We start from the raw sequence: 25,397 nt of genomic DNA, 5'->3' as shown, positions 1-25,397 counted from the left end.
AGGTACGCCGCATGCTCTTCGATGCCCCCACCCCCGCCCCGCCCCACGACCGCCGCTGGCTGCTGGCCCGCATGGGCTGGCTGGCGCTGTGCGCCGCCATGGCCGCGCTGTTCGCGTTTGGGCAGCGCTACCTGTACGCCGAGCTGCTGCTGCCCTGCGCTGGCCCCGCCTGCTGGAACGACACCTTCTACCTCACGGCCGGCGAGATCGCCGGGCTGCGCGCGCGCGGCTACTCGCCGAGCCTGTACGCCGCCTACCAGGTGGGGCTGTACATCGTGTTCTTTGTGGTGCACGTCGCCCTGGCGACGCTGATCGTCCTGCGCCGACCTGGCGACCGGGTGGCGCAGTTCACCGCGTTCGCGCTGCTGATCTGGAGTGCCACGTTCCCCAGCACCCCGAACACGCTCTGGGCCGAGCAACCGGCGCTGGCGCACGCGCTCTCGATAGGCGCGGCGCTGGGCGGGCTGGCCTTCTTCACCTTTCTGTTTGTGTTTCCCAACGGGCGCTTTCCGCGGCCGTGGATGCGCCTAGGCCTGGCCTGGATGTCGCTGTACACTGTGATGGTGCTGCTGCCCGAGTACGACGGCGCCGCGCCGCTCAGCCAGCTGCTCGAGCGCCTGCGCCTGCCGTTTTTCTCCAGCCTGGTCGCCTGGGTGATCGCCGTGCAGATCTACCGCTACCGCTCTGTTTCGAGCGATGCCGAGCGCGAGCAGACGCGCTGGGCGCTGTTTGGCATCCTGGGCGGGCTGTGCTGGAACGCGCTGATTGTGCTGTATGCCGAGGTGATCAACCCTGGCGCGCTGCACGGCGTGGGCGGGAAAATGCTGTACAACGGCCTGATCTACGCCGGCTTTCTGCTCATCCCGATCTCGCTCGGCGCGGCGATCCTGCGGCGGCGGCTGTGGGATATCGACCAGCTGATCGGCAGGACGCTGGTGTACGGCGCGCTGACGGCCGGCGTGGTGGGCGGCTACGTGCTGATTGTTGGCTACCTGGGCACGGTTCTGCGCGCCGAAGGCAACCTGCTGATCTCGCTGCTGGCTACCGGCGTGGTGGCGGTGCTGTTTCAGCCGCTGCGCGAGCGCGTGCAGCGCGGCGTGAACCGGCTGCTCTACGGCGAGCGCGACGACCCGTACGCGGTGGTGGCGCGGCTTGGCCGGCGCCTCGAGGCCGCGCTCGCGCCCGAGGCGGTGCTGCCCACGCTGGCGGAAACCGTGGCGGTGGCGCTGCGGCGGCCGTACGCCGCGATCCTGCTCAGGCACGCGGATGTCTGGCAGATTGCCGCCGAGTATGGCGCGCCCCAGGCCGAGCTGCAGCGGCTGCCGCTGCTCCACCAGGGCGAGACGATCGGCCAGCTGCTGCTGGCGCCGCGCATGCCCGGCGAGCCGCTAGACCCGGCCGACCGGCGGCTGCTGGCGGTGCTGGCCCAGCAGGCCGGAGCGGCGGCGCACGCGGTGCGGCTCACCCGCGATCTGCAGGCCACCAGCGCCGATCTGCAGCACGCGCGCGCGCGGCTGGTGGCCGCGCGCGAAGAGGAGCGCCGCCGCATCCGCCGCGACCTGCACGACGGCGTGGGGCCGGCGCTCTCTGGCCTGATATACCAGCTCGAGGCCGCGCGCAACCTGGTGCCGCGCCAGCCCGACCGGGCCGTGAGCCTGCTGGGCGACCTCAAGGGCAGCGTGAGCGCCACGCTGGCCGACATCCGCCGGCTGGTGTATGCGCTGCGCCCGCCCGCGCTCGACGAGCTTGGCCTGGTGGCGGCGATCCGCGATCAGGCCGCGCGCTACCACGCGCCCGACGCCCCGCAGATTACGATCGATGCGCCTGAGCGGCTGCCGGCGCTGCCCGCCGCCGTCGAGGTGGCGGCCTACCGGATCGCGCTCGAGGCGCTGACGAATGTGACGCGCCACGCCCAGGCGCGCAGCTGCCGGGTGAGCCTGGCGCTGGTAGGCGCCGACGCGCCGCAGGCGCTGTGCCTGGAGGTGGCCGACGATGGTGTTGGCATCCCCTCCGACGCGCGCGCCGGAGTGGGCCTGGCGTCGATGCGCGAGCGCGCCGCCGAGCTGGGCGGCACCTGCCTGATCGAGCCGGCCGCGCAAGGCGGCACGCGCCTGTGCGCCTGGCTGCCGCTGCCCGATGCGGCTGCCTAGCGCCGCTACTCCCCCCTTGACAAGCGCCGCTACGCTCGTGTATAGTTGCCAACGTCAGATGGCTGCCATCTGATCACTCGCCGCCTACGAACCACCACATCGATCTCGGGCGCGCCGCTGCACGGGGCGGCGCTTTGCGCTACAAGGGCCACCTATGGCACTCCGCACACCTGTCCGCGGCGCGTCGCTGGTCGAGCAGACTGTGGCGATCTTGCTTGAGCGCATCAACAGCGGCGTGTACGCGCGCGCGGCCCAGCTGCCGCCCGAGCATATGCTCGCGGCCGAGTTCAACGTCAGCCGCGCGACGATCCGCAGCGCGATTGGCGTGCTGGCCGAGCGCGGTATGGTGCTGCGGCGGCATGGCGTCGGCACATTTGTGAGCCAGATCCCGCGGCTGGCCAACCCGCTCAACGAGGCCGAGGACTTTAGCTACATGATCGCGCGCGGCGGCTGCGCGCCGGGCGTGCGCTTTGTGCAGGTCGAGCTGGCGCCGCCCGAGCCGGCGGTGGCCGCCGCGCTGGCGCTGCTGCCAGGCCAGCGCGCGCTGCGCTCGTGCAAGGTCTTCACGGCCGACGGCGAGCCGGTGATCTTTTGCGTAAACACCGTGCCCGAGCACGTGCTCGGCGAGCCGCTGGCCGCCGAGGCGCTGCGCGAGCCGCAGCTGATCGAGCCGCTGTTCGATATGCTCGAGCGGCGCTGTGGCCGGCGCACCCAGCACCAGCTCGCCAAGATCCGCGCCGCGCGCGCGCGCGAGTGCCGCTTCCCCGAGCTTGCGCTGGCGCCCGATACGCCGCTGCTGTTTATCGAAGAAGTTGGCTTCACCGCCGACGAGGCGCCGATCTGGCACTCGTACGAGTATTTCCCGAACAGCTTTATGACCTTCGAGCTGGTGCGCGAGCGCGTACGGCGCTGAGGCGGCCGCGACCCGCCAGAGAAGAGGATGCGCGAGAGGCATAGCCCTTGCACTCTTCTTGCAGCTGACCCAACGGCCAACAAGGAGGCCTGATATGTGGCAGACCTACTTTCAGCCCGGCACACTCGACGCGGCGCTGGATCTGCTGGCGCGGCACGCCGGCGCGGCCCGGATCGTGGCTGGCGGCACCGACGTGCTGGTCGAGCTGTCGCGCGGCGTGCGCCCGGCCGGCACGCTGATCGACATCACTCGGCTGGCCGAGCTGAAGTATCTGCGGCGCGAGGGCGATGTCATTCGCATTGGCGCGCTGGCGACGCACAACGACGTGATCGCCAGCGCGGAGTGCGTACGCGCCGCGCTGCCGCTGGCCCAGGCCTGCTGGGAGGTCGGCGCGCCGCAGATCCGCACGCGCGCCACGGTGGCGGGCAACCTCGTCACCGCGTCGCCGGCCAACGACACGATCACGCCATTGCTGGCGCTTGGCGCCGAGCTGGTGCTGGCTAGCGCCTCTGGCGAGCGTGTGCTGCCGCTTGGCCAGTTCTACGCCGGCTTCCGCCAGACGGCGCTGCGCCCCGACGAGCTGGTGCGCGAGATCCGCGTGCCGGCGCTGCGCGCCAACCAGCGCGGCCTGTTCACCAAGCTTGGGCTGCGCCGCGCCCAGGCGATCTCGGTGATCGACCTGGCGATCGTGCTGACATTCGCTGGGGAGCCGGCTGAGGCGAGCCGCGCTGCTGCCTCGCAGAGCGGGCCTCTTTTGATCGAAGACGCCGTGGTGGCGCTGGGCTGCGTTGCGCCGACGGTGGTGCGCGCGCCTACGGCCGAGGCGTTTCTGCGCGGCAGAGTGCTCGACGCCGACACGTGCGCCGAGGCTGGGCGGCTTGCCGCCGCCGACGTGCGGCCGATCGACGATGTGCGCGGCTCGGCGGCGTATCGCAGCGCTACCCTCGCCAGCCTGGTGGCCGATGGCCTGCGCCGGCTCGCCGCCGGCCGCGAGCGCGAGGGCTGGCCCGAGCGGCCTGTGCTGCTTGACACCGACGCCGCGGATCGTGCTATGCACGCGGGCCACGTGGGCGCGCCCGCAAGTGCGAATGCTTGGCCCCCGCCCGCGCCGATCGATACAATCCGCACGACGATCAACGGCGCGGCGTATGCTCTGGGGGGCGATGCGCCGACCAAATCGCTGCTCGACGCGCTGCGCGAGGATGCCGGGCTGGCCGGCACCAAGGAGGGCTGCGCCGAGGGCGAGTGCGGCGCCTGCACGGTGTGGCTGAATGGCCAGGCGGTGATGGCCTGCCTCACGCCCGCCGGCCAGGCCCACGCCGCCACTGTTACTACGGTCGAGGGGCTGGCCGATACGGCAAACACCGGATCGCGAGCGACGAGCGGCGCTGGCGAGGCCAATTCGTCCGCGCCGCTCGCCCCTGCGCCCGCCGCGCTGCACCCGCTCCAGGCCGCCTTCATCCGCAATGCGGCAGTGCAGTGCGGCTACTGTATTCCCGGCATGCTCATGGCCGGCGCCAAGCTGCTTGGCGAGTGCCCCAGCCCGACGCTGGGCGAGGCTCAGGTGGCGCTGAGCGGCAATATCTGCCGCTGCACCGGCTACCGCAAGATCCTCGACGCGGTGATGGACGCGGCAGGAGCGCAGCCGGAAAGCGGCATACGGAAATCAGAATAAACACCGTTTTCGCTTCACGAGGTTCACTATGACAACACCGATCGGCGAGTCGCTGCCGCGCCCCGACGCGCTCGGCAAGGTCACTGGCGCCGCCAGCTACCCCGGCGACCTGGTACGCCCGGGCATGCTGCATCTGAAGGTGGTGTTCGCCGGCCGGCCGCACGCGCGCATCCTGGGCATCGACACCGCCGCGGCGCTGGCGCACCCTGGCGTGGTGGCCGTGCTCACCGCCGCCGACGTGCCTTTCAATGCCTTCGGCCTGATCGATCACGACCAGCCGGTGCTGTGCGGCGAGAAGGTGCGCTTCGTTGGCGACAAGGTGGCGCTGGTGGTGGCCGAGAGCAAGCGCGCCGCCGCTGCGGCGGCGCGGCTGGTGAGCGTCAGCTACGCCGATCTGCCGGCCGTCGTCGACGCGCGCGCGGCGCTGGCCCCCGGCGCGCCGCTGGTGCACGAGGCGCGCGGCAGCAATGTGCTGTTCAGCCTGCCGATCCGCAAGGGCGATATCGAGCAGGGCTTCGCTGCGGCAGATGTCGTGCTCGAGGAAGAGTTCCAGACCTCGTGGCAAGAGCATGCGTTTCTGCAGCCCGAGGCCGGCGTGGCGTATGTCGACGACGCCGGGCGCCTGGTTGTCGAGACGGCCGGGCAGTGGCTGCACGAGGATCGTAAGCAGATCGCCGCTATGCTCGAGCTGCCCGAGGAGCAGGTGGTGGTGCGCTATGCGGCGATCGGCGGGGCGTTTGGCGGGCGCGAGGATCTGTCCATCCAGCACGTGCTGGCGCTGGCGGCCTGGAAGCTGCGCCGGCCGGTGGCGCTGGTGTGGAGCCGCGAGGAGTCGATGATCGGCCACCACAAGCGCCACCCGATCAGCGTGCGCTGCACGTGGGGCGCGCGCCGCGACGGCACGATCACCGCCGTGCGCGCCGAGGTGCTGGCCGACGGCGGCGCATATGCCTCGACCAGCCAGGAGGTGACGAAAGTCGCCACGCTGTTCGCGAATGGCGCCTACCACGTGCCGAATGTCTCGGTCGATGGCTACGCGGTGTACACCAACAATCTGCCGAGCGGTGCATTCCGCGGCTTTGGCGCGCCCCAGGCCCAGTTCGCCAGCGAGATCATGGTGACGCGGCTGGCCCACGCGCTTGGCATCGACCCGGTCGAGATGCGCCGCAAAAACCTGTACCGCGAGGGCGACATCGAGTCGACCCAAGAGCCGCTGCCGCCCGGCGTGAGCGTGCGCGAGTGCCTGGAGGCGGCGGTGAGCGAGGCGCAGAAGCGTTTCGGCGCTGGCTCGGCGCTCTCGGCGCCTGGCTCGCACCTCCGCCGCGGCGTAGGCATCGCCTGCGGCATCAAAAACGTCGGCTACTCGTTTGGCTACCCCGAGCAGGCCACCGCTACGGTCGAGCTGCGCGGCGAGGCGGCGATCGAGGTGGCCACAGTGCGCGTGGGCGCGGCCGATGTGGGCCAGGGCGCACACCTGGCGATGCGCCAGATCGCTGCGGCTGCGCTGGGCATCGCGCCCGAGCAGATCGCCCTGATTACCGACGACAGCTCCGAGGCGCCCGACGCTGGCAGCGCCTCGGCCTCGCGCCTGACGCTCATGGCCGGCCGCGCGGTGCACGACGCGGCACAGGCCGCGCTGCGGCTATGGGCCGACGAAGAGCGCCCGGCAGTCGCGACGGTGCAGTTCCGCCCGCCGGCCACCACCGCGCTCGATCCGGCCACCGGCGCGGGGCGCCCAAACTACTGCTACGGCTACGTCGCCCAGGCCGTCGAGGTCGAGGTCAACACGCTCACCGGGCAGGTGCAGGTGCTGCGGATCGTCAGCGCGCACGACGTGGGCAAAGCGATCAACCGCCAGCAGGTCGAGGGCCAGATCGAGGGCTGCCTGGCGCAGGCGCTCGGCTACGCGCTGCTCGAAAACTTCCAGATGCGGGACGGCAAGGTGCTGACGCCGCACTTCAGCACCTACCTGCTGCCGACCGCGCTCGACATGCCTACCGAGGTGGTGCCGATCATCCTCGAGCTGGCCGACCCCAACGGGCCGTTCGGCGCGCGCGGCATGAGCGAGATGGCGCTGGTGCCGCTGGCCCCGGCGATCGCCATTGCCATCCACGACGCCACCGGCGCCTGGGTGACACAGCAGCCTATGACGCCCGAGCGCGTGCTGGCGGCCATCCAGGCTAATCGCCGGCAAGATTAATCCATGGGATCACGCGGATTATACAGATAATACCAGCTCCGTTTGATTACTTGTGTTTTCTTGTGCGGCGAAGCCGCCCCCGAACCCCCGCAGAACTAGCGAAAGGATTTCATTGATGAAGCTACTCCGCATCACCGTCGGCGGCACGTTCATCTACACCGCGCGCCTCGAAGAGGAGCTGGCGCCGGAGACATGCGCGGCGTTCGAGAAGCTGCTGCCCTACCGCCAGAAGATCATCCACGCGCGCTGGAGCGGCGAGGCCTGCTGGATTCCACTTGGCGAGTTTCAGCTCGGCGTCGGCTTCGAGAACCACACCAGCCACCCATCGCGCGGCGACATCCTGTTCTACCCAGGCGGCTACAGCGAAACCGAGATCCTGTTTCCGTACGGCAGCGCCTGCTTCGCCAGCAAGCTGGGCCAGCTCGCCGGCAACCATTTCCTGACGGTGATCGAAGGCCACGCGCAGCTGCCCGAGATGGGGCGCACAGTGCTGTGGCAGGGCGCGCAGGATATCGTGTTTGAGGCGCTGTAATGGGCGACGGCTATACGCTGGCGCTTGAGCACGACCCCGCGCCCGCAGATGTTGACGCGGTGCGAAGCGGGCTCGCGGCCTATAACTTGCGCTACGCCGGCGACGATAGCTTTAGCCCGCTGACGCTGCTGGTGCGTGGCGATGACGGCACGGTGGCCGGCGGGCTGCTGGGCGGCAGCTACTGGAGCTGGCTGTATGTCGAGAGCCTCTGGCTGGCCGAGCCGCTGCGCCGCCGTGGCTGGGGCAGCCGGCTGCTGGCGCGCGCCGAGGCGCTCGCGATCGAGCGCGGCTGCATCGGCGTTCACCTCGACACCACCAGCTTCCAGGCGCGCGGCTTCTACGAGCGCCAGGGCTACACCGTCTGGGGCATTCTCGATAACCTGCCGCCCGGCCATCAGCGCATCTTCTTGCAGAAGCGCCTGCGGCCAGAGTGACACTCGATCCGGGGTTCCACTGAAAACACGCCTGTGAGGAGAGCTATGGCCACGCTACTGCTGAAAAACGCCGCGCTGCTGGCGACCATGGACGACGCCGACACGCGCTTCGAGCGTGGCGGGCTGTACGTTGAAGACAACGCCATCCGCCAGGTCGGGCCGAGCGACCAGCTGCCCGCAACCGCCGACACAGTGATCGACGCGCGCGACCTGGTGGTGCTGCCCGGCCTGGTGAACACGCACCACCACTTCTACCAGACGCTGACGCGCAACCTGCCGGCCGCGCAGGACGCCAACTTGTTCGGCTGGCTGCGCACGCTCTACCCGATCTGGGCCGGCCTGACGCCCGAGGCCATCCGCGTAAGCACGCAGACGGCGATCGCCGAGCTGATGCTCTCGGGCTGCACCACCGCCAGCGACCACACTTATATCTGGCCGAATGGCGCGCGGCTCGACGACCAGATCGAGGCCGCGGCCGAGCTTGGCTTCCGCTTCCACGCCGCGCGCGGCTCGATGTCGGTTGGCGAAAGCCAGGGCGGCCTGCCACCCGACCGCGTGGTCGAGGACGAGCAGTTCATCCTGCGCGACTCGCGGCGGCTGATCGAGCAGTACCACGACCCGAAGCGCTATGCCATGCTGCGCGTGGTGCTGGCGCCGTGCTCGCCGTTCTCCGTCTCGCCCGACCTGATGCGCGAGAGTGTGGCGCTGGCGCGCAGCTACGGCGTGCACTCGCATACGCACCTGGCCGAGACGCGCGACGAGCACGATTACTGCGTCGAGCGCTTCGGACGCACGCCGGTGGAGCTGGCCGAGGAGCTGGGGTGGGTTGGCGCCGATGTCTGGCACGCGCACATGGTGCACCCTTCGGCCGATGAGACCGGGCGGCTGGGGCGCACGCACACAGGCGTGGCGCACTGCCCGACCTCGAATATGCGCCTGGCCTCGGGGATCGCGCCGCTGCGGCAGCTCCAGCGCGCTGGCGCGCGCGTGGGGCTTGGCGTGGATGGCTCGGCCTCGAACGATGGCTCGCATCTGCTGGCCGAGGCGCGCCAGGCGCTGCTGCTGCACCGCGTGCTTGGCGACCCGGCCGGGCTGACGGCCGGCGAGGCGCTGCGGCTGGCCACGCGCGGCGGCGCCGAGGTGCTGGGCCGCGACGACATTGGCTACCTGGCGCCGGGCATGGCCGCCGACTTCGTGGGCTTTCGGATCGACACGCTGGGCTTCGCCGGCGGCGCCGTGCACGACGCGCTGGCCGCGCTGGTGTTCTGCCAGCCGCCGAATGCCGACCTGAGCGTGATCAACGGCCGCGTACGCGTGCGCGGCGGCCAGCTGCTTGGCGTCGATCTGCCTGCGCTGGTGGAGCGCCATAACGCGATTGCGCGGGCGCTGGCGCGCGGCGAGCTGCGCTAGCCTCCCTACACCACCGGCACCGCGCAGCTCATCACGAACTCGCGGAACAGCGCCTGCCAGCGCGGATCGGCCACGCCCTGCAGCGCCTCGGGGTGGCACTGCACGCCCACCAAGAACGTCTCGCCATCGCCCTCGACCGCCTCGATCACGCCGTCGGGCGCCCACCCGACCGCGCGCAGCCCAGGCGCCACGTCCTTCAGCGACTGGTGGTGCAGCGAGTTGGTGAGGAAGCAGCTGGTGCCGAACAGCTGCGACAGCTTCGACTCGGGGTCGAGCCGCAGCTCGTGGGCCATATACGTCCAGTCCTGGCGGGTGAACGAGCTATCGTGCACGAGCTGGGTCTTGATCTGCGAGGGGATGTCCTGGTAGAGCGTGCCGCCCATCGCCACGTTCAGCACCTGCGAGCCGCGGCAGATGCCCAGCAGCGGCTTGCCCTCTTCCACGGCCCAGCGCGCCAGCGGCAGCTCGACTTCGTCGCGCTGGGCGTCGGTTGGGCCGAGGCCCGGCAGCGGCGCCTCGTTGTAGAAGCGCGGGTCGATGTCGCCGCCGCCCGAGATCAGCAGGCCGTCGACGCGATCGTACAGCGCGCGCAGCACCTCAAGCTCTTCGATCACCGGGATGATCAGCGGGATACCGCCGGCCGCGACGATCGCGTCGGTGTAGCTCTTGCGCAGGAAGTTAGCGGGCGGGCACCAGTCGCGATCACGGAATGTGCCGCACGAAATCCCGATATAGGGCCTCATGCACCCTCCTCGATAGTAGTTGCCCCGGCCCAACGGGCCAGGGCAAGCGCTTGCCTTATTATACCACGAGCCATTGCTCGCTCGAATGACAATGCCGTAAGGTGAGGGCGACGCTATTTACCGAAATTTGACGATCGCGCGGGCGCATGGTATTCTCGGCGCCGGTGGCGCCTGCCCGCGCCCCGAACCAGGATGTTCTCGCATACCAGGGAGTTCACCGAACCAAGGAGTTCACCCGGCTCAGGAGGATGCATGCCACAACCGCCGACCGTGCCACGACCGCACGATAGCGCGTTGCGACGCCCCTTTGATCGTTTTCACCTCGCACGCGTGGTTCAGCTGCTCGCGCTCGCGCTCGCCCTCGTTCTGCCCGCCGCCCCGGTCTCGGCCGCGCCGTCTCTTTCGCTCCCCACTCCGCCCGGCGAAGCCTGGAAGGTGATCCAGGGCTATGGCTGCGGCAGCCACAACAGCTGGGATCGCTACTCGCTCGATATGGTCAGGGTCGAAGGCGCGACGTTTGGCGCGCCGGTGGCCGCCGCCGCCGACGGCACGATCTGGTCGTGGACGGCCAAGAGCGGCACGCTGATCCTCGCCCACGGCGATGGCTTCTACACGATGTACACCCATCTTGACCGCGCCGTCTCGACGCAGATGGATCGCGCGGTGAAGCGCGGCGAGGTGATCGGCTACGCTGGCGACCGCGCGGCCCACGGCCTGGCGCACCTGCACTTCACTGCGTTTACTGGCAAGGGGCTTGCCGCCAGCGGCCGGAAATCGGTGCCGCTGAGCTTCGCCGACGGCTTTGACCTACCGGATATTGGTGGCTGCAACCAGCACGGCGGCGAGGTGCTGGTTGCGGGTGGTATGCCGAGCGGCGGCGTGCGCTTTGCCAGCGCCGCGCAGCCCGGCCGCTGGTATGCCGCCGACCAGCGGGTGGAGTTTTATCTGCCGGCCGGCGCGCGCGGCTTCAGCCAGGCGTGGGATCAGCAGCCGGCTGATGCGCCGCAGTTCGCCGATGCGCGCGATGGCTATGTCGAAACCGCGTGGGCCGGCGAGGGCCTGCATACGCTGCACATCCGCTACTGGGACGCGGCGGGGAAGCCGGGCGACGCGAGCTTTGGCCCGTTCGGCTACGACCTGACGCCGCCGGATGCGCCGGCAGCGCTTGGCGAGGTTGCGCTCGGTAGCGGCCAAGGCACTACGCTTCAATGGGCGCCCGCCGCCGATAATGGCGCGGGTGTGGCCGGCTACCGCGTCTACCTTGGCAGCGACCCTAATGGCAGCGCCGATACGCTTGTGCCCAGCCCCGCCTTTACGCTGCCTGTGCTGGCCGCAGGCTCGTACCTGCTGCGCGTGCAGGCGCTCGACTATGCCGGGAATGCCGGCGCCTGGGCCACGATTGCGCGTATCACCGTCGCCGCTCGCTAGCGCGGCTGGCCGGGTACAAAACGGCGGCGCCGAGCTGTGGCTCAAGATTGCTGGCGGGTCGTGCCCGCGCAGCTGGCCGCGACTCGCGAAAAAGGGGGAGTGCGAGGGGCTTAACCCGTCGCACTCCCCCTTGCTTGCAGGCGCTTAGAGCCTGTTTGAAAAGAGGGTGCGCGAGGGGCTATGCCCCTCGCATTTCCCTTCTGGCGGGTGGCGGCCACGAATGTGGCCGCCGCCGCGAAAAAAGTGGATACTTGGAGGGACGAAGTCCCTCCAAACCACCCTTTTCAAACAGCTTCTTAGGGGATGGTGTCTTTGGTATCGCCATCGCCTGGGGTGTAATCGGTGGCAGTGTCGGTGCCAGGGCCGCCGCTGAACTTGTCGGCGCCAGGCCCGCCGGTGAGCGTGTCGTTGCCCTTGCCACCCTCCAGCCGATCCTTGCCGCTTCCGCCACTCAGGATGTCGGCGCCGTCATTCCCCTCGACCGTGTCGTCGCCCTCGCCGCCAAAGAGGGTGTCGTTGCCGTTGCCGCCGTCGACCGTGTCGTTGCCCCGGCCGCCATCGATCTGGTCGTTGCCATTGTTACCGCGCAGCGTGTCGTCGCCGCCCAGGCCACAGACGCGGTCGTTGCCGTCGTTGGCTTCAATCGTATCCTTGCCCTCGGTGCCGACCAGCACGTCGTCGCCTTTGGTGCCTTCCAGCTTGCCGGCATAGGTCTTGCCGCTGTCTGGCCCGCCTACGATTTTGCCGTTCTTGACATAGATTGTGGCGGTTTTGCCGAAGCAGGTCGGTTTCATAAGGGGCGTACTCGTCGCCGTGCTCGTCGCCGTGCTGGTCGCCTTGCTCGTCGCCGTTTCGGTCGGCGTGCTGGTCGTCGTTTCGGTCGGCGTGTCGGTTGGCGTGTTTGTCGCCGTGCTCGTCGCCGTTTCGGTTGGTGTGCTGGTGGCCGTTTCGGTTGCCGTATTTAAGGGGGTATTGGTTGGAGTTCTTGTCGCCGTACTCGTCGCCGTACTCGTCGCGGTAGGGCACGAGAGGTGTACGACAGGATTCCCGCTAAACGACGGACCGCTGATGCTGGCTCCGCAGCCAAGATTGATCGTGCCGTTGTTGGTCGTTGCACTGGCCACAAAGAAATCGAAGCCAGGCGCAATCTCCACTGTTCCTTTGTTCGTGAGCGTGAATGCAGCCGCATTCATACCCAGCTGAAATGTATCGCCAAATGCAATGACAATATCGCTATTTGGGCTGTAAAATCCACAGGTATTATTTGAAAGATACGTGCCATTATAGGCTTGACACGATGCCGCGTCGTTCACAACGATCGTTGCTGCTTGTGCTGTAGGGATACTCTGCGCTGCCAGCAGAAGCACAACAATGCTCGCAGCGATAACGAACGGGCTTAGCCATCTCTTGGGTTGCATGTACATGCTCCTGGCGAAAACGAATTGCTCGTTGAGGACTATACCAACCAGCTATGGCCACCTTACGGGCGAAGACAAAATGGCCTTTAAGAATTATATTTACCAACTACGACCAGTGTACGACAAGCAGTGTAAACAAGGAGAACCTGATGAAATTCGGCGCGCACATGTCGATCTCGGGTGGCCTGCACAAAGCCTTTGCGCTTGGCGAGCGCGCCGGCTGCGACACCATCCAGATCTTCAGCAAGAACCAGCAGCAGTGGCGCGGCAAGCCGCTTGGCGAAGCCGAGATTGCGCAGTTCAATGCCGAGCAGCAGCGCAGCGGCCTCGGCCCGCTGGTGGTGCACGATTCCTACCTGATCAACCTGGCCTCGCCCAAGGACGACCTGTGGGAGAAGTCGATCGCGGCGTTTGCCGACGAGCTTGAGCGCTGCGCGGCGCTGGGCATCCCCTACCTGGTCACGCACCCTGGCGCGCACACCGGCGCGGGCGAGTCGGCCGGCCTGGCCCGTGAGATCGCCGCGCTCAATCGCCTGCTCGGCGCGGGCGTGGGCGGCGATGTCGTCATTCTGCTCGAAACCACCGCCGGCCAGGGCACCTGCCTGGGCTACCGCTTCGAGCACCTGGCCGAGCTGATCGCCGGCGCGAGCCATCCCGAGCGGCTGGCGGTGTGCGTCGATACCTGCCACCTGCTGGCGGCCGGCTACGATATTCGCACGCCGGAGGCCTGCGCCGCCACCTTCGCCGAGTTCGACCGCGTGGTCGGGCTCGAGCGGATCAAGGCTTTTCACTTGAACGACTCGCAGAAAGACCTGGGCAGCCGCGTCGACCGGCACACGCACATTGGCGAAGGCTTTGTTGGCCTCGAAGGCTTCCGCGCGATCGTGAACGACGCGCGCTTCCATGGCCTGCCTATGCTGCTCGAAACGCCCAAGGGCGATGACCTGGCCGAAGATATTGCCAACCTGGGGCGGCTGCGCGGCCTGCTGGAGCCGCCGGCGATTGCGCCGACATAGTCTGTGGTATGATGACATTGCACAATGGTGTATTCGCGCTTGCTTTGGAGCATTGCGATGTTGAAACGAAGCTTCTGGCTGTTGCTCGCCGCTGTCGCCGGCGCGTTGATATGGGCCTGGGCGCGCCAGCGCCGCGACGAGTTCAGCGACCACACGCCACAGTTCACGCCGCCACGCCAGTTTACCGCGCCGCCGCCTGGTACATTCGCGCCCGCCGACGACGACCAGGTGGCGCCGGCCGAGGCGCCTGCCGAGGCCGAGCCACCAGCTGAAGCGCAGGTGGCCACGCCCGACGAAGCTGAAGCGCCGGCCGAGGCGCCTGCCGTCGCCGAGCCGCCGTCTGAAGTGCAGGCGGCCACGCCCGACGACGACCAGGTGGCGCCGGCCGACGCCGCTCAGGACGAGATCCTGGGCTACTGCGTGCGCTGCCGCACCAAGCGCCCAATGCAGCACGCCCACGAAGAAACAACCGAGAGCGGCCGGCGCGCCGCGCGCGGCAGCTGCCCGGTGTGCGGCGCGAACATGTTTACCTTCCTGGCCGCCAACGACGATGACCATGGAGCAGATGCATGAAGCAAGACCTCGACCGCCTGATGGCTGAGCGCAACCTCGACGCGATCGTCGTTGAAGGCCCGGACGGCCTCGACAGCGCCAACCCCGACTTCAACTACATGACCAATGGCGTGCACCTGACCGGCACGGTGATCAAGAAGCGCGGCGAGCCGCCCATGATCGTCTACCGCACGATGGAGCGCCAGCAGGCCGCCGAGACCGGCCTGGTGATGGTGGCGTACGACCGCTGGAACATGCGCGAGATCCGCCAGCGCACCGCCAGCAATTTTGAGGCACAGGTCGAGCACAGGCGGCGCATGTTCGCCGACCTGGGCATCGCCGGGCGGGTGGGGATCTACGGCACGGTGAAGGCCGGCCCATACTTCGCGGTGATGGCCGCGCTGGCCCAGCAGGTGCCGAACCTCGAGATCGTGGCCGAGTTCGAGAACGACCTGTTCTCGGCCGCGCGGCTCACCAAAGACGCCGACGAGGTCGAGCGGATGCGCGTGGTTGGTCGCAAAACCTGCGAAGTGGTGCAGGCAGTGGTCGACTTCATCGGCGGCGGCAGCGCGCGCGACGAGCTGGTGTTCGACGCGGCCGGCCAGCCGATCACGATCGGGCGTGTGCGCGCGCTGATCGGCCGCGAGATCGCCGCGCGCGGCCTCGAGACGCCCTACGGTACGATCTTCGCGCAGGGGCGCGACGCGGGCATGCCGCACGCCGAGGGCGACGACGCGGCGCAGCTGCGGCTGGGCCAGGCGATCGTGTTCGACATCTTCCCGCGCGAGGTTGGCGGCTTCTACCACGACATGACCCGCACCTTCGCGATCGGCTACGCGCCGCCCGAGTTGCAGCGCGCCTACGACGAGGTGCTGGGCGCGTTCGAGCAGGTTATGGGCGAGCTGGAGGCCGGTGCGCCAACCAAGCCCTACCAGGACATGGTCTGCCAGTTCTTCGAGGCGCGCGGCCACGAGACGATCGGCAGCAAGTCGCCGATCGAAGAGGGCTACGTGCACGGCCTGGGCCACGGTGTCGGGCTGGAGATCCACGAGGATTTCGGCTTCCCGTCGGGCGCCGACCGCGGCGACGTGATGCTGCCTGGCGCGGTGTTCACCGTGGAGCCGGGGCTGTACTACCCGAGCCAGGGCTACGGCGTGCGGCTCGAAGACACGATCTACTGCACGCCCGATGGCGAGTTCGAGAACCTGACGCCGTTCCCCAAGCAGCTGGTGATTCCGATCGCGCGGAGCTAGCAGCTGCCTATTTTCCCCACGCCTGCGCCGAGAATACCCGTACGGCCGCGATATACCGCGGCCGTACGGGCCAGCGCCGCGCTACCCCTGCGCGTCGCGCCAGGCCACCAGCTTTTTCACGCCGTCGAGGTTCCAGGGCGCGCCCAGCCCCAGGATGAAGTGCGTCGCCCCGGCGGCCACGTAGGCGTCGAGATCCCCCAGCTCGCTGGCATTCGGGCAGACGGTGCGCTCGATCGCGGCCGGGTCGCGGCCGATCCGGTTGCACCAGTCGGTCAGCACCTGGTTTTTGTGGCCCCACTTTTCGGGCGGGCCGAAGCTGTTCCACTGGTCGGCGTACTGCGCGGTGAGCTTCAGCGTGACCTTCTCGCCGCCGCCGCCGATCATGATCGGGATCTTGCGTGTGGGCGGCGGGTTTAGCTTGCCCCAGCGCTCGACGATCACCGGCAGGCTGGCGCCGAGGTCTTTCAGGCGCCCCGGCGCGGTGCCGAAGTCGTAGCCGTACTCGGCGTAGTCGCGCTCGAACCAGCCCGAGCCAATGCCCAGGATCAGCCGGCCGGCGCTGATATGATCGACCGTGCGGGCCATGTCGGCCAGCAAGTTCGGGTTGCGGTAGCTGTTGCACGTCACCAGGCAGCCTACCTCGGCGCGGCTGGTGAGCGTGGCCATCGCCGTCAGCAGCGTCCAGCCCTCGAAGTGCGGGCCGTCCTTCTCGCCGTACAGCGGGTAGAAGTGATCCCAGTTCCAGATTGTGTCGACCCCAAGGTCCTCGATGTGCTTCACCGCTTCGGCAAACGCGGCATAGCTCGTCTGCTGCGGGTGCAGCTGCACGCCAACTCGAAAACGCGACATTGTTGCTCCACTTCCATCAATACTTTCGAATGAGCGGGCATGATACACCCTCGGTCGCGTCTCGTCCAGGCCGGTGACGCGCGGCTATAGGCTGTTCGCTTGATCACGTATAGATAGTGTTGCACTACGTGGCTTCGCCACGTCGTGCAACTCAATAACACAAGTTACGCGGTGTCCTCCCGTGCGCGAGGCTTGGAGGGCGCAAACCCTCAAAATCACTCTTTTTGGCTGGTGGCGGCCACCGCCGTGGCCGCCACCAGCCAAAGGAAGTTTTCGGGGGCGGCTTTGCCGCCAAACCCCACCATACAGCAAGTGATCAAATGGAGTTCGCACTACTCGGCGGGATGGCGCGGCTCGTGGAATACCGATGTCCAGATCCCCGAGAGCGCGAGCAGCAGCAGCAGCATGCCGATCGCCATCGCAGCCAGCTGGTGTGGCACCACGATAAAGAGCACCGCCAGCGCGCCGAGCATGCAGCTGGCCAGCAGCACGACCCAGCGCGGCAGCGTCATGGGCTGGCTGCGCCGCGCCAGCGCCACCAGGCCGCCCAGCGCCGCGAGCCCGAGGATGGCGCCGCCAGGAAACATGGGCGGGGAGTCGTTTATGCCGATCCACAGCATCAGGGTGGCAGCGGTGCCCAGGCTGCAGAGGATGAGCATTGCGATCATCGATACCAGGCCCTGGCGCGCGCGCAGCGACTGCCGCGTCGGCGCGTCGCCAAGGATCACGCGCTCGCGCTCGCCACGGTCGCGGCGCAGCTGGGCGTGCACGCTCTGCGCGCCGGCCAGAAACGCAGCGCAGCGCTCGCAGCGCGCCAGGTGATCGACGATCGTGTCGCGGCTGGCGCTGCTGACCTCGCCCTCGAGATAGAGCGGCAGCAGATCTTGCACCAGCGCGCAGTCGCCGTACTCGTGGTGCGCGAAAGCGGTGGCCGATTCATACGTGGTCATGCGGTTTCTCCGTTGGTGTCGACGGCGGCGGAGGCGGCGCGAAAGGCCGCGCGCGCGCGAAATAGGTTGATCTTCACGGCAGCCAAGCTGGTGCCGAGCACGTCGGCGATCTCGGCGTAGGCCAGCCCTTCGTCGTCGCGCAGCAGCAGGATGGTACGCTGGCGCTCGGGGAGCTGTGCCAGCGCCAGCCCGATCAGGCTGCGCTGCTCAGCGGCGGCGTAGGCGCGGGCCGGGTCGCCCGCGCCGGCGCTGTCGGGGATGGCCAGCAGCTCGTCGGTGTCGATGCGGGTGGGGCTAGGCCGGCGCAGGCTGTCGAGGTAGGTATTGCGCGCGATCCGGAACAGCCAGGTTGCCAGCGAGCACTCGCCGCGAAATGTGGCCAGGCCGATCCCGGCTTTGATAAAGGTCTCCTGGCCAAGCTCCTCGGCAGTGTCGGCCGAGCCGCTGAGCTGGTACAGGTAGTTCAGCAGCGGGCCGCGATAGCGCCAATATAGCTCCTCGAGCGTGCTGGCGGGGAGTGTGGCGCGGCGCGCTGGCAGGGCTGCGGGTAATGGTTCGCTCATCGATCGCCTCGTTTGGTCAGCGTGCTCTGACAGATCGATCTTCCACAGATGACACAGATTGCTCAGGTGATGGTCGTGTCTATCCTAACACACAGACTGACGCAGCCGCGCGCGAAAAGTTACAGCCTGGTTGGCGCGTGGCGCAGAGCGGGGAGCGGCTCACCCCGAGAGGGAGAAGGCGCGCACGATGCGCGCCCTACGGGAAAGGCCGTGCCAGCGGCAACGCCAGGCGCTTATGCCCTGTGGCGCGGAGAGACGTGCAGCGTTGCCACGAGAAGGCGCGCACGATGCGCGCCCTACGGGAAAGGCTGTGCCAGCGGCAACGTTAGGCGCACATGCCTTGTGGCGCGGAGAGACGTGCAGCGTTGCCACGAGGATGCGCCACCAGCGGTGTAGAGGCATCGGGATTCATTCTGGGGTCTGGGGCGAAGCCGGGTACCCCCTGGGTGACGCGGAGGTGCAGGAGGCCGGCGGGGGCCTCCTGCCGCAGGGCAGGGGGCGCGTAGCCCCCGAAAGCCCTCGTGGGGCAGGGGGCGCGCAGGCCTCGAATGGCTGCAGGCAACAGCGAGTGAGCGTAGAAGAGCAATTAGCCGTCGTGATGCGCTCCCGAGGCGCCCCGCACGATGCTATCGCTGCCCCTGGCCGGTGGCGGCCAGCAGCCCAAGGAAGCGCGAGAGCGTCTCGATGCCCACGGCAACGTCGGCGGCCGCCACCGACTCGGCGGGGTGGTGGCTGATGCCGCCCTGGCAGCGCACGAACAGCATCGCCACCGGCGCGATCACCGCCATTGCCACGGCGTCGTGGCCGGCGCCGCTGGGCAGCGCGTGGGCCGGGTAGCCCTGCGCCGCGATCGCCTGGCCGAGCAGCTCGGCGAGCCGCGCGTCGCAGCGCACCGCGTCGCTGGACTGCACCGGCTGCCAGTGCGCCGCGACGCCACGCCGCGCGCCGTTCGCCGTGGCCCGGGCCTGCAGCGCCTGCGCCGCCGCCGTGCGCACCGCGTCGTCGTGGTGGCGTACGTCGAGCGACAGCGCCGCCGCGCCGGGGATCACATTGCTGGCGCCCGGCTCGACGCCGACCTGGCCGACCGTGGCCACCAGGCCGTCGGTGGCGCGGGCCTGCGCCTCGGCCGCCAGCACAAACTCGGCCGCGGCGCACAGCGCGTCGCGGCGCAGCGCCATCGGCACTGTGCCGGCGTGCCCGGCCAGGCCGCGAAACTCCAGCGCTACCCGGCTCTGGCCGGCAATCGCCGTGACCACGCCCACCGGCAGATCCAGCGCCTCGAGCACTGGCCCTTGCTCGATGTGCAGCTCGACATAGCCAATAATGGCGTCGGCGGCGCGCGAGGCAGCCGGCAGGGCCGCCGGGTCGCCGCCGGCCGCGCGGATCGCGTCGGCCATGGCGACGCCGTCGGCGTCGGCGCGCGCGAGGCTGGTGGTATCGAAGGTGCCGGCGGCGGCGCGGCTGCCGAGGTAGGTCGTGTGGTAGCGCACGCCCTCTTCGTCGGCAAAGGCGTACAGCTCGAGCGCGAACGGCAGGCGCGCGCCCGCAGCGTGCAGGCGCGCCACGCAGGCCAGCGCCGCGAGCACGCCAAGCGGCCCGTCGTAGCGGCCGGCGTCGCGCACCGAGTCGAGGTGCGAGCCAAGCAGCAGCGCAGGCGCGCCGGGCGCGGCGGCCTCGTAGCGGCCGATCAGGTTGCCGATCGCGTCGTGGCGCACCGCCATGCCGGCAGCGCGCATCCATTCGGTCACCAGCGCGTTGGCCTGGGCCAACGCCGGCGTCGCGAAGCGGCGGGTGATCCGGCCCGGCTCCTCGCTGCAGGCGGCCAGCGCGTCGCAGCGGCGCAGCACCGCTTCGGCGTAGGTTTGGGCGGTAGCCGGGGCTTCGTGCATGGTGCGGCGCTCCTATGCGAGGTAGATTATCTGGCGCCGGCGCGTATGCGGCGCCGGTGGTGCATGCCTCGTGGCGCCGCAAGGGCTGCATAGGCTCCGCGAGGCATAGCCGCACGGCGCGCTAGCCGGCACGGGCTTTCTTCAAACTAGCCGGCGCCCTAGCGGTCGATATGCGCGCCCTGGTCGATCCAGGCGCCCAGCAGCGCGCGCTCGTCGTCGGTGATGTCCGTCTTGTTGCCGAAGGGCATGGTCTTTGACACCACCGCGCGCTCCTTGATGCGCGCGGCCATGCGCTGGATCACCTCGGGCGTATCGAACATCACGCCGGCCGGCGCGACGGTGAACTGCGTGTCGGTGGGGTGGGCCGAGTGGCACTGCACGCAGCGGCGCGCGATCACATCGCGCGCCGAGGCGAACGCCACCGGCGCGCTGGCCGACGCTGCCGAGGGGCCGCGCTGGCGGGCGATCAACAGGGCCACGAGCGCCAGCGCGACGATCGCGGTGCCGGCGGCGTAGCGTAGCCACTGCCCGTAGGTGAAGCGGATGTTCATGAAGTGGCGCACGCCGGCGCCGCCGGCCATGAGGATCGCCAGGATGAGCCAGTTGAGCGTGTTGCCATAGGTGCTGGGGAAATGGTTGCTGACCATAATAAACAGCACCGGGAAGGTCATGTAGTTGTTGTGGATCGAGCGCTGCTTGGCCCGGTTCGAGAGCGCCGGGTCCTGCGGCTTGCCGGCGCGCGTGGCGGCCACCAGCTCGCGCTGCGAGGGCACGACATAGAACCAGACGTTGCCGGTCATCAGCGTGCCGAGCAGCGCGCCGACGTGGATGTAGGCGGCGCGCCCGCCGAGCACGCGCGAGAGCCCAAACGCCACCGCCACCAGCAGCGCAAACGAGATCGTCGCCGCCAGGCGGCCGCTCGCGCCGATCGGCGAGCGCCATAGCAGGTCGTAGGCGAACCAGCCCAGCACCAGCGTGCCGACGCCGGCGGCGATTGCCACGGCCGGGCTGATCGCGGCCACCGCCGGGTCGACCATATAGGCCGCGCCGCCCAGGTAGTACACCAAGACGAGCAGGGTAATGCCCGAGACCCAGGTGGTAAGGTTCTGGAACATGAACCAGTGCACCTTTTCGGGGTAGGGCATGCCGGGCGGCAGCAGCTTCTTCTCGACCTCGTAGAACGCGCCGCTGTGCAGCAGCCAGATCTTGCCCTGCACGCCCTCCTTGGGCTCGTCGAGCGGGCGCAGGTTGCGGTCGAGCCAGTTGAACAGCAGCGAGTTGCCGATCCACATGATCCCGGCGATCACGTGAACCCAGCGCACCACCAGGTCGAGCAGCTCGTGAAGGGTTGCGTCCATGGGCTTGGTTCCTTGGGTGTGAGTTTGTGAGAATCGGTGCGTAGTATAGCATGCCCGGCGGGCGTCCCTGCTGGGGCCTGGGCAGAGCGGTGCTCTTCTCTGTATCGTGTGCGGTTGTTCCGCATTCCGCGGGGAAAAATTGCACACAGAAGATCAACACGCACCATGCCGCCGCAGGCGCAATCGCGTACCCTGAGGAAGCCGAATCACGCGAGCGCGTAACTCCTATCCATAAACAAGGCCGTCGCTTGTGCGGCCACGGTGGCGCATGCCTTGTGGCGCGGAAGCGCGTGCTGCGATGGCCTGAGGCTGGCGGAAGGGCGAGGCGCTAGCTCGTAACCATGCCCTACTACATGGCGTTAGATCCTCTATGGGCCGGTCGCCTTGGTAGTGCATCTGGCCGGCCCGGCAACCAAGGAGAGTACCATGCTTCGTAGATTCTTTCCCGCTGCGCTGGTGGCGCTAGCGCTGGTGCTGAGCGGATGCGGCGGCACACCGGCCGCGAGCGTGCCCACGGCAGCGCCAACGGCCGAGCCGACCGCTGCGCCAACTGCTGCGCCGACCGCTGCGCCAACTGCTGCGCCGACCGCTGCGCCAACTGCTGCGCCAACTGCTGTGCCGGCCGCCAGCGCCGCCGGGCCGAGCGACCCGGTGCTCGAGCAGGCGGTGCGCCGCAAGCTCAGCGACGTGGGCATGGCCATCCCGTACACGATCGTCGTCGAGCAGCAGAGCGGCGATGCCGCGCGCGTGCAGGCCATCCCCAACGACTTTGGCGTCGTCGACCCGGCCTGGCTGTTTGTGAAGCGCCACGACGGCGTGTGGACCGTGGTGGCCGGCCCCGGCACCGCCTTCCCGCCCGAAGACCTCGCGGCGGCCGGCATCCCGGCCGGGCTCGCCCTGCGCGAAGACTCCAACAGCGCCGCAGCGATCGAGCGCGCGGTGCGCGAAAAGCTCAAAGCCGATGGCATTACCTTCGGCTATACCGTCTCGGTGCAGGCTGGGGTGGCCGATTTTGTGCGCGTGCAGACCATCCCGACCGACCCCAAGACCACCGACCCGGCCTGGGTGTTTCTGGCGCGCAAGGGCGATGCGTGGAGCGTGGTAGCTGGCCCCGGCACCGCGTTCGGCCCCGACGACCTCGCGAAAGTCGGCGTGCCGGCCGCGCTGCTGCCGGGCGCTGCGGCCGCCTGCAGCGAGCTGCACGACCCGCTCAAAGATCTACTGAAGGTCGACGTAACGCAGAACGAGGCGGCATTCGGCGAAATGCTCAGCGGCAAGGTGCTCCAGGGCTGCCAGCTCACCGCGCTTGGCAACGGCGGCAATTTCAGCAGCTTCGTGGATGTGAGCCGCCAGATCGGCGAACTGCTGGCTAAAGGTGGCTGGAAGGCCGACGAGCAGTACGTCGCCGATGGGCCTACCGGCACGGTGCAGGGCTATCGCAAGGGCGGCGACCTGGCGATTGTGTCGGCCGATTGGCAGCCGGCCGAGGGTGTGAGCTGCCCGGCCGATCAGCCGATCGGCGACTGCAAGCTCACGCCGGCGCAGCAGCACTACACGATCGTCGTGAGCGTCGCGCCCGCTGCGTAATAATGCCAATCTGCTTGATGACGTACTTTGTAACAGCAGCCGCCCTGGCACTTATTAGGCTGCACGACGTGGCGAAGCCACGTCGTGCAACACAATCCAGGACGTGATCAAGCCAACAGCGTATAAGTCCTAAGAGCTCGAATGGTCAGCTACCCGCCAGAAAGGGGAACGCTGGGTGGACGAAGTCCTCCAAACCACCCTTTCTAAAGAAAAGACGCGGGCGCGAAGTCGCCCGCGAACCCCATACAGCAAGTGCTCAGCCGAATTTGGGCGGAACATGCACAGGCTATCAGCCCGGCAGCGCCGCCACGAACAGCAGGTCGTTGACGTTAGTCTGCGTCGGGCCGGGGCGCAGCAGGTCGCCGAGCGGCTCGAAGAAGCGGTAGGCGTCGTTGCGGCGCAGGAACTCGGTGGGGGCGAGGCCGAGCGCCTGGGCGCGGCTCAACGTCTCGCCGCTGGCCACCGCGCCGGCCGCGTCGGTCGGGCCATCGCCGCCGTCGGTGGCCAGCGCCACCAGCAGAGTAGCGGGCAGCCCGGCCAGCCCCTCGGCCGCGCCGAGCGCCAGCTCCTGGTTGCGGCCACCCAGCCCCTCGCCTCTGATTGTCACGGTCGTCTCGCCGCCAAGCACCAGCAGCGCCGGGTGCGCGATCGGGGCGCAGCGCAGCGCCAGCTCGCGCGCTAGCCCGGCGGCCACCCGGCCAACCTCGCGCGCCTCGCCCTCAAGGTAGGTTGTCAGCAGCAGCGCGTTCCAGCCGCGCGCGCGCGCGGCGGCTACCGCCGCACCGGCCGCGTGCACGTTGCTCGCCACGACACAGCTATGCACCCGCCAAGGCCATAGCGTGTCGGCGGGCTTGGGCGTGTCGGGGAGCGCGCCGGCAAGCCTGCTGCAGGTGGCTCACCAGCGCCGCCGGCAGCTCGCCGGCAAGCCCGTAGCGCTCGACCACCGCCCAGGCGTCGGCGAAGGTGCTCGGGTCGGCGGTTGTCGGCCCCGAGGCGATCACGTCCAGCGGCGACCCGATCACATCGGATATCACCAGCGCGGCGACGGGCGCGGGCGCGGCCATGCGCGCCAGCTGGCCGCCGAACAGCCGGGTGGTGTGCTTGCGCAGCGTGTTGATCTGGCCGATCGGCGCGCCGCAGCGCAGCAGCGCCCCGGTCATGGCCTGCAAGTCGGCCAGCGCCAGCCCAGGCGCAGGCCATGTCAGCAGCGCCGAGCCGCCGCCCGAGAGCAGCACCAGCACCAGGTCGTCGGGCCGCGCCCGACAGCAGCGCGGCGATACGCTCGGCCGCTGCTACGCCGCGCGCGTCGGGCAGCGGGTGGCCGGCCGCGAGCAGCGCGAACTGCGCGTCGGCGGCCTGGTTGTGCGCGCCCGCTGTCTCGGGGCGCTGGGCGCTGGGCTCCTGGCTGCCGATGTGCCCGTCTTTCGTCACCAGCACGCCGGCGGCCGGCAGATCGCCCAGGGTCGCGCGGGCCGCGTGCAGCATGGGCGCGGCGGCCTTGCCGGCGGCCACCACCAGCACGCGCGCCACGCCCTGGTAGCGCCGGCCATCCACCTCCACCGTGGCGCCCTCGCGGCGCAGCCGCGCGCGCACCGCCGCCGCAGGGTCGGCTGCCGCCAGCGCCGCGGCCATCACCTCGGCCAGCGCGCGGCCGTGCGGGCTGGCGCGCAGCGTGTGGGTCAGCAGGCGATCGGCGTGCATAGCTTTCTCCTCTTTGCCCTGAGGCATGCGCGTACGGCGCTGATGGTGGCACGGCCTTCGTTCCCGTAGGGTGCGCATCGTGCGCGCCTTCTCCTCGGGGGCGCGCCCCGCGCCCCGTGAGGGCTTCGGGGCGCGCCCCGCGCCCTCTGTGAGGGCTGGGGCTTCACGCCTCCGCTCACCCGTGAGGGCTGGGGGGGCTATGCGCCCCGCGCCCCGTGAGGGCTTTCGGGGCTACGCGCCCTGCGCCCGCGGAGCTTTCGGGGGCTACGCGCCCCGCGCCCCGTGAGGGCTTTCGGGGGGCTACGCGCCCCGCGCCCCGTGAGGGCTTTCGGGGGCTGCGCGCCCCCGTACCCCGCGGCAGGCGGCCGCCCGCCTCTGCACTCTCCCCGCTGGGGCTCCGCCTCAGGCCCCCGTAATGAATGCCGCCGCTCTCGCTATGCTGGTGGCGCATGCCTCGTGGCGCGGATACGGGTGGTGGTTGGCCCTGAGGCATGAGCGTACGGCGCTGATGGTGGCGCGGCCTTTCCCGTAGGGCGCGCATCGTGCGCACCTTCTCCCTGTCGGGGACTACGCGCCCCCGTGCCCCAGAATGACGTACGGGTTTGCCCTGAGGCATGAGCGTACGGCGCTGATGCTGGCACGGCCTTCGTTCCCGTAGGGCGCGCATCGTGCGCACCTTCTCCCTCTCGGTTTGAGCCGCCGGCTTCACGCCTCCGCTCACCCGTGAGGGCTTTCGGGGGCTGCGCGCCCCCGTACCCCGCGACAGAGGGCGACCG

21 protein-coding genes and 1 pseudogene are annotated in these 25,397 nt (G+C 69.2%); 13 read left to right on the top strand and 9 right to left on the bottom strand.

The features are described from left to right. Nucleotides 1–11: 11 nt before the first annotated feature. The 7 genes from U0177_RS00620 to U0177_RS00590 all read left to right on the top strand — a co-directional run bounded on the left by U0177_RS00620 (nucleotide 12) and on the right by U0177_RS00590 (nucleotide 9,314). Complete coding sequence (locus tag U0177_RS00620; RefSeq protein WP_409568638.1) at nucleotides 12–2,150, top strand: sensor histidine kinase; 2,139 nt, start codon at nucleotides 12–14, stop codon at nucleotides 2,148–2,150. A 154-nt stretch (nucleotides 2,151–2,304) separates the two neighbouring features. Then, complete coding sequence (locus tag U0177_RS00615) at nucleotides 2,305–3,063, top strand: GntR family transcriptional regulator (protein ID WP_409568637.1); 759 nt, start codon at nucleotides 2,305–2,307, stop codon at nucleotides 3,061–3,063. 94 nt (nucleotides 3,064–3,157) lie between these two features. Further along, a complete protein-coding gene (locus U0177_RS00610) occupies nucleotides 3,158–4,738 on the top strand; it encodes an FAD binding domain-containing protein (RefSeq protein ID WP_409568636.1) in 1,581 nt (526 codons plus the stop codon). Between the two features lie 28 nt (nucleotides 4,739–4,766). Continuing rightward, nucleotides 4,767–6,938 carry a xanthine dehydrogenase family protein molybdopterin-binding subunit gene (locus tag U0177_RS00605; RefSeq protein ID WP_409568635.1) on the top strand — a complete coding sequence of 724 codons (2,172 nt, stop codon included), beginning with the start codon at nucleotides 4,767–4,769 and terminating at the stop codon, nucleotides 6,936–6,938. Between the two features lie 115 nt (nucleotides 6,939–7,053). Beyond that, complete coding sequence (locus tag U0177_RS00600; protein WP_409568634.1) at nucleotides 7,054–7,470, top strand: DUF3830 family protein; 417 nt, start codon at nucleotides 7,054–7,056, stop codon at nucleotides 7,468–7,470. Next, entirely contained in the window at nucleotides 7,470–7,904 is a 435-nt protein-coding gene (locus U0177_RS00595) for a GNAT family N-acetyltransferase (RefSeq protein ID WP_409568633.1), read from the top strand. The genes U0177_RS00600 and U0177_RS00595 overlap by 1 nt, the downstream gene beginning before the upstream one ends. 45 nt (nucleotides 7,905–7,949) lie before the next feature. After that, nucleotides 7,950–9,314 (top strand): 8-oxoguanine deaminase, encoded by a 1,365-nt coding sequence (locus U0177_RS00590; RefSeq protein WP_409568632.1) that lies wholly within the window; start codon nucleotides 7,950–7,952, stop codon nucleotides 9,312–9,314. 5 nt (nucleotides 9,315–9,319) lie between these two features. Here the strand turns inward: U0177_RS00590 and U0177_RS00585 are convergent, their stop codons facing one another. Beyond that, nucleotides 9,320–10,057, bottom strand: coding sequence for a gamma-glutamyl-gamma-aminobutyrate hydrolase family protein (locus U0177_RS00585; RefSeq protein ID WP_409568631.1), 738 nt, complete (start codon nucleotides 10,055–10,057; stop codon nucleotides 9,320–9,322). A gap of 252 nt (nucleotides 10,058–10,309) precedes the next feature. Between U0177_RS00585 and U0177_RS00580 the strand changes: the two genes are divergently transcribed. Next, nucleotides 10,310–11,485: a peptidoglycan DD-metalloendopeptidase family protein gene (locus U0177_RS00580; protein WP_409568630.1), complete on the top strand. Its 1,176-nt coding sequence runs from the start codon at nucleotides 10,310–10,312 to the stop codon at nucleotides 11,483–11,485. Nucleotides 11,486–11,781: 296 nt separating this feature from the next. On the opposite strand, the gene U0177_RS00575 is transcribed toward U0177_RS00580, so the two are convergent. Beyond that, nucleotides 11,782–12,279, bottom strand: coding sequence for a calcium-binding protein (locus U0177_RS00575; RefSeq protein WP_409568629.1), 498 nt, complete (start codon nucleotides 12,277–12,279; stop codon nucleotides 11,782–11,784). Here U0177_RS00575 and U0177_RS00570 point away from each other — a divergent pair. The 4 genes from U0177_RS00570 to U0177_RS00555 all read left to right on the top strand — a co-directional run bounded on the left by U0177_RS00570 (nucleotide 12,257) and on the right by U0177_RS00555 (nucleotide 15,724). Continuing rightward, nucleotides 12,257–12,688 (top strand): hypothetical protein, encoded by a 432-nt coding sequence (locus U0177_RS00570; RefSeq protein ID WP_409568628.1) that lies wholly within the window; start codon nucleotides 12,257–12,259, stop codon nucleotides 12,686–12,688. The two genes, U0177_RS00575 and U0177_RS00570, sit on opposite strands and share 23 nt — an antisense overlap. A gap of 364 nt (nucleotides 12,689–13,052) precedes the next feature. Continuing rightward, a complete protein-coding gene (locus U0177_RS00565) occupies nucleotides 13,053–13,919 on the top strand; it encodes a deoxyribonuclease IV (protein ID WP_409568627.1) in 867 nt (288 codons plus the stop codon). 57 nt (nucleotides 13,920–13,976) lie between these two features. Beyond that, nucleotides 13,977–14,492 carry a DUF5679 domain-containing protein gene (locus U0177_RS00560; protein WP_409568626.1) on the top strand — a complete coding sequence of 172 codons (516 nt, stop codon included), beginning with the start codon at nucleotides 13,977–13,979 and terminating at the stop codon, nucleotides 14,490–14,492. Next, a complete protein-coding gene (locus tag U0177_RS00555) occupies nucleotides 14,489–15,724 on the top strand; it encodes a M24 family metallopeptidase (RefSeq protein WP_409568625.1) in 1,236 nt (411 codons plus the stop codon). The genes U0177_RS00560 and U0177_RS00555 overlap by 4 nt, the downstream gene beginning before the upstream one ends. Nucleotides 15,725–15,805: 81 nt before the next feature. Here U0177_RS00555 and U0177_RS00550 read toward each other — a convergent pair whose 3' ends face one another. The 5 genes from U0177_RS00550 to U0177_RS00530 form a co-directional block, all read right to left on the bottom strand. After that, entirely contained in the window at nucleotides 15,806–16,573 is a 768-nt protein-coding gene (locus U0177_RS00550; protein WP_409568624.1) for an LLM class F420-dependent oxidoreductase, read from the bottom strand. 332 nt (nucleotides 16,574–16,905) lie between these two features. Then, nucleotides 16,906–17,523, bottom strand: coding sequence for an anti-sigma factor (locus U0177_RS00545; RefSeq protein WP_409568623.1), 618 nt, complete (start codon nucleotides 17,521–17,523; stop codon nucleotides 16,906–16,908). After that, nucleotides 17,520–18,086: an RNA polymerase sigma factor gene (locus U0177_RS00540; RefSeq protein WP_409568622.1), complete on the bottom strand. Its 567-nt coding sequence runs from the start codon at nucleotides 18,084–18,086 to the stop codon at nucleotides 17,520–17,522. The genes U0177_RS00545 and U0177_RS00540 overlap by 4 nt, the downstream gene beginning before the upstream one ends. A gap of 626 nt (nucleotides 18,087–18,712) precedes the next feature. After that, the gene (locus U0177_RS00535; RefSeq protein WP_409568621.1) at nucleotides 18,713–19,975 is read right to left on the bottom strand and encodes an allantoate amidohydrolase; all 1,263 of its coding nucleotides are present in this window, start codon (nucleotides 19,973–19,975) and stop codon (nucleotides 18,713–18,715) included. A 158-nt stretch (nucleotides 19,976–20,133) separates the two neighbouring features. Next, nucleotides 20,134–21,333, bottom strand: a complete 1,200-nt coding sequence (locus U0177_RS00530; protein WP_409568620.1) for a urate hydroxylase PuuD — start codon at nucleotides 21,331–21,333, stop codon at nucleotides 20,134–20,136. A gap of 426 nt (nucleotides 21,334–21,759) precedes the next feature. On the opposite strand from U0177_RS00530, the gene U0177_RS00525 reads away from it, so the two are divergent. Further along, the gene (locus U0177_RS00525; protein WP_409568619.1) at nucleotides 21,760–22,920 is read left to right on the top strand and encodes a hypothetical protein; all 1,161 of its coding nucleotides are present in this window, start codon (nucleotides 21,760–21,762) and stop codon (nucleotides 22,918–22,920) included. 289 nt (nucleotides 22,921–23,209) lie between these two features. Here the strand turns inward: U0177_RS00525 and U0177_RS00520 are convergent, their stop codons facing one another. Then, on the bottom strand, nucleotides 23,210–23,728 hold the full coding sequence (locus tag U0177_RS00520) for an MOFRL family protein (RefSeq protein WP_409568618.1): 519 nt from the start codon (nucleotides 23,726–23,728) through the stop codon (nucleotides 23,210–23,212). A 7-nt stretch (nucleotides 23,729–23,735) separates the two neighbouring features. Next, a pseudogene (locus U0177_RS00515) lies at nucleotides 23,736–24,552 on the bottom strand (DUF4147 domain-containing protein). Between the last annotated feature and the right edge of the window lie 845 nt (nucleotides 24,553–25,397).

Source organism: Kouleothrix sp. (genome assembly GCF_046328425.1).
Lineage (GTDB): Bacteria > Chloroflexota > Chloroflexia > Chloroflexales > Roseiflexaceae > Kouleothrix.
This window is presented reverse-complemented; position numbering and strand designations above follow the sequence as displayed.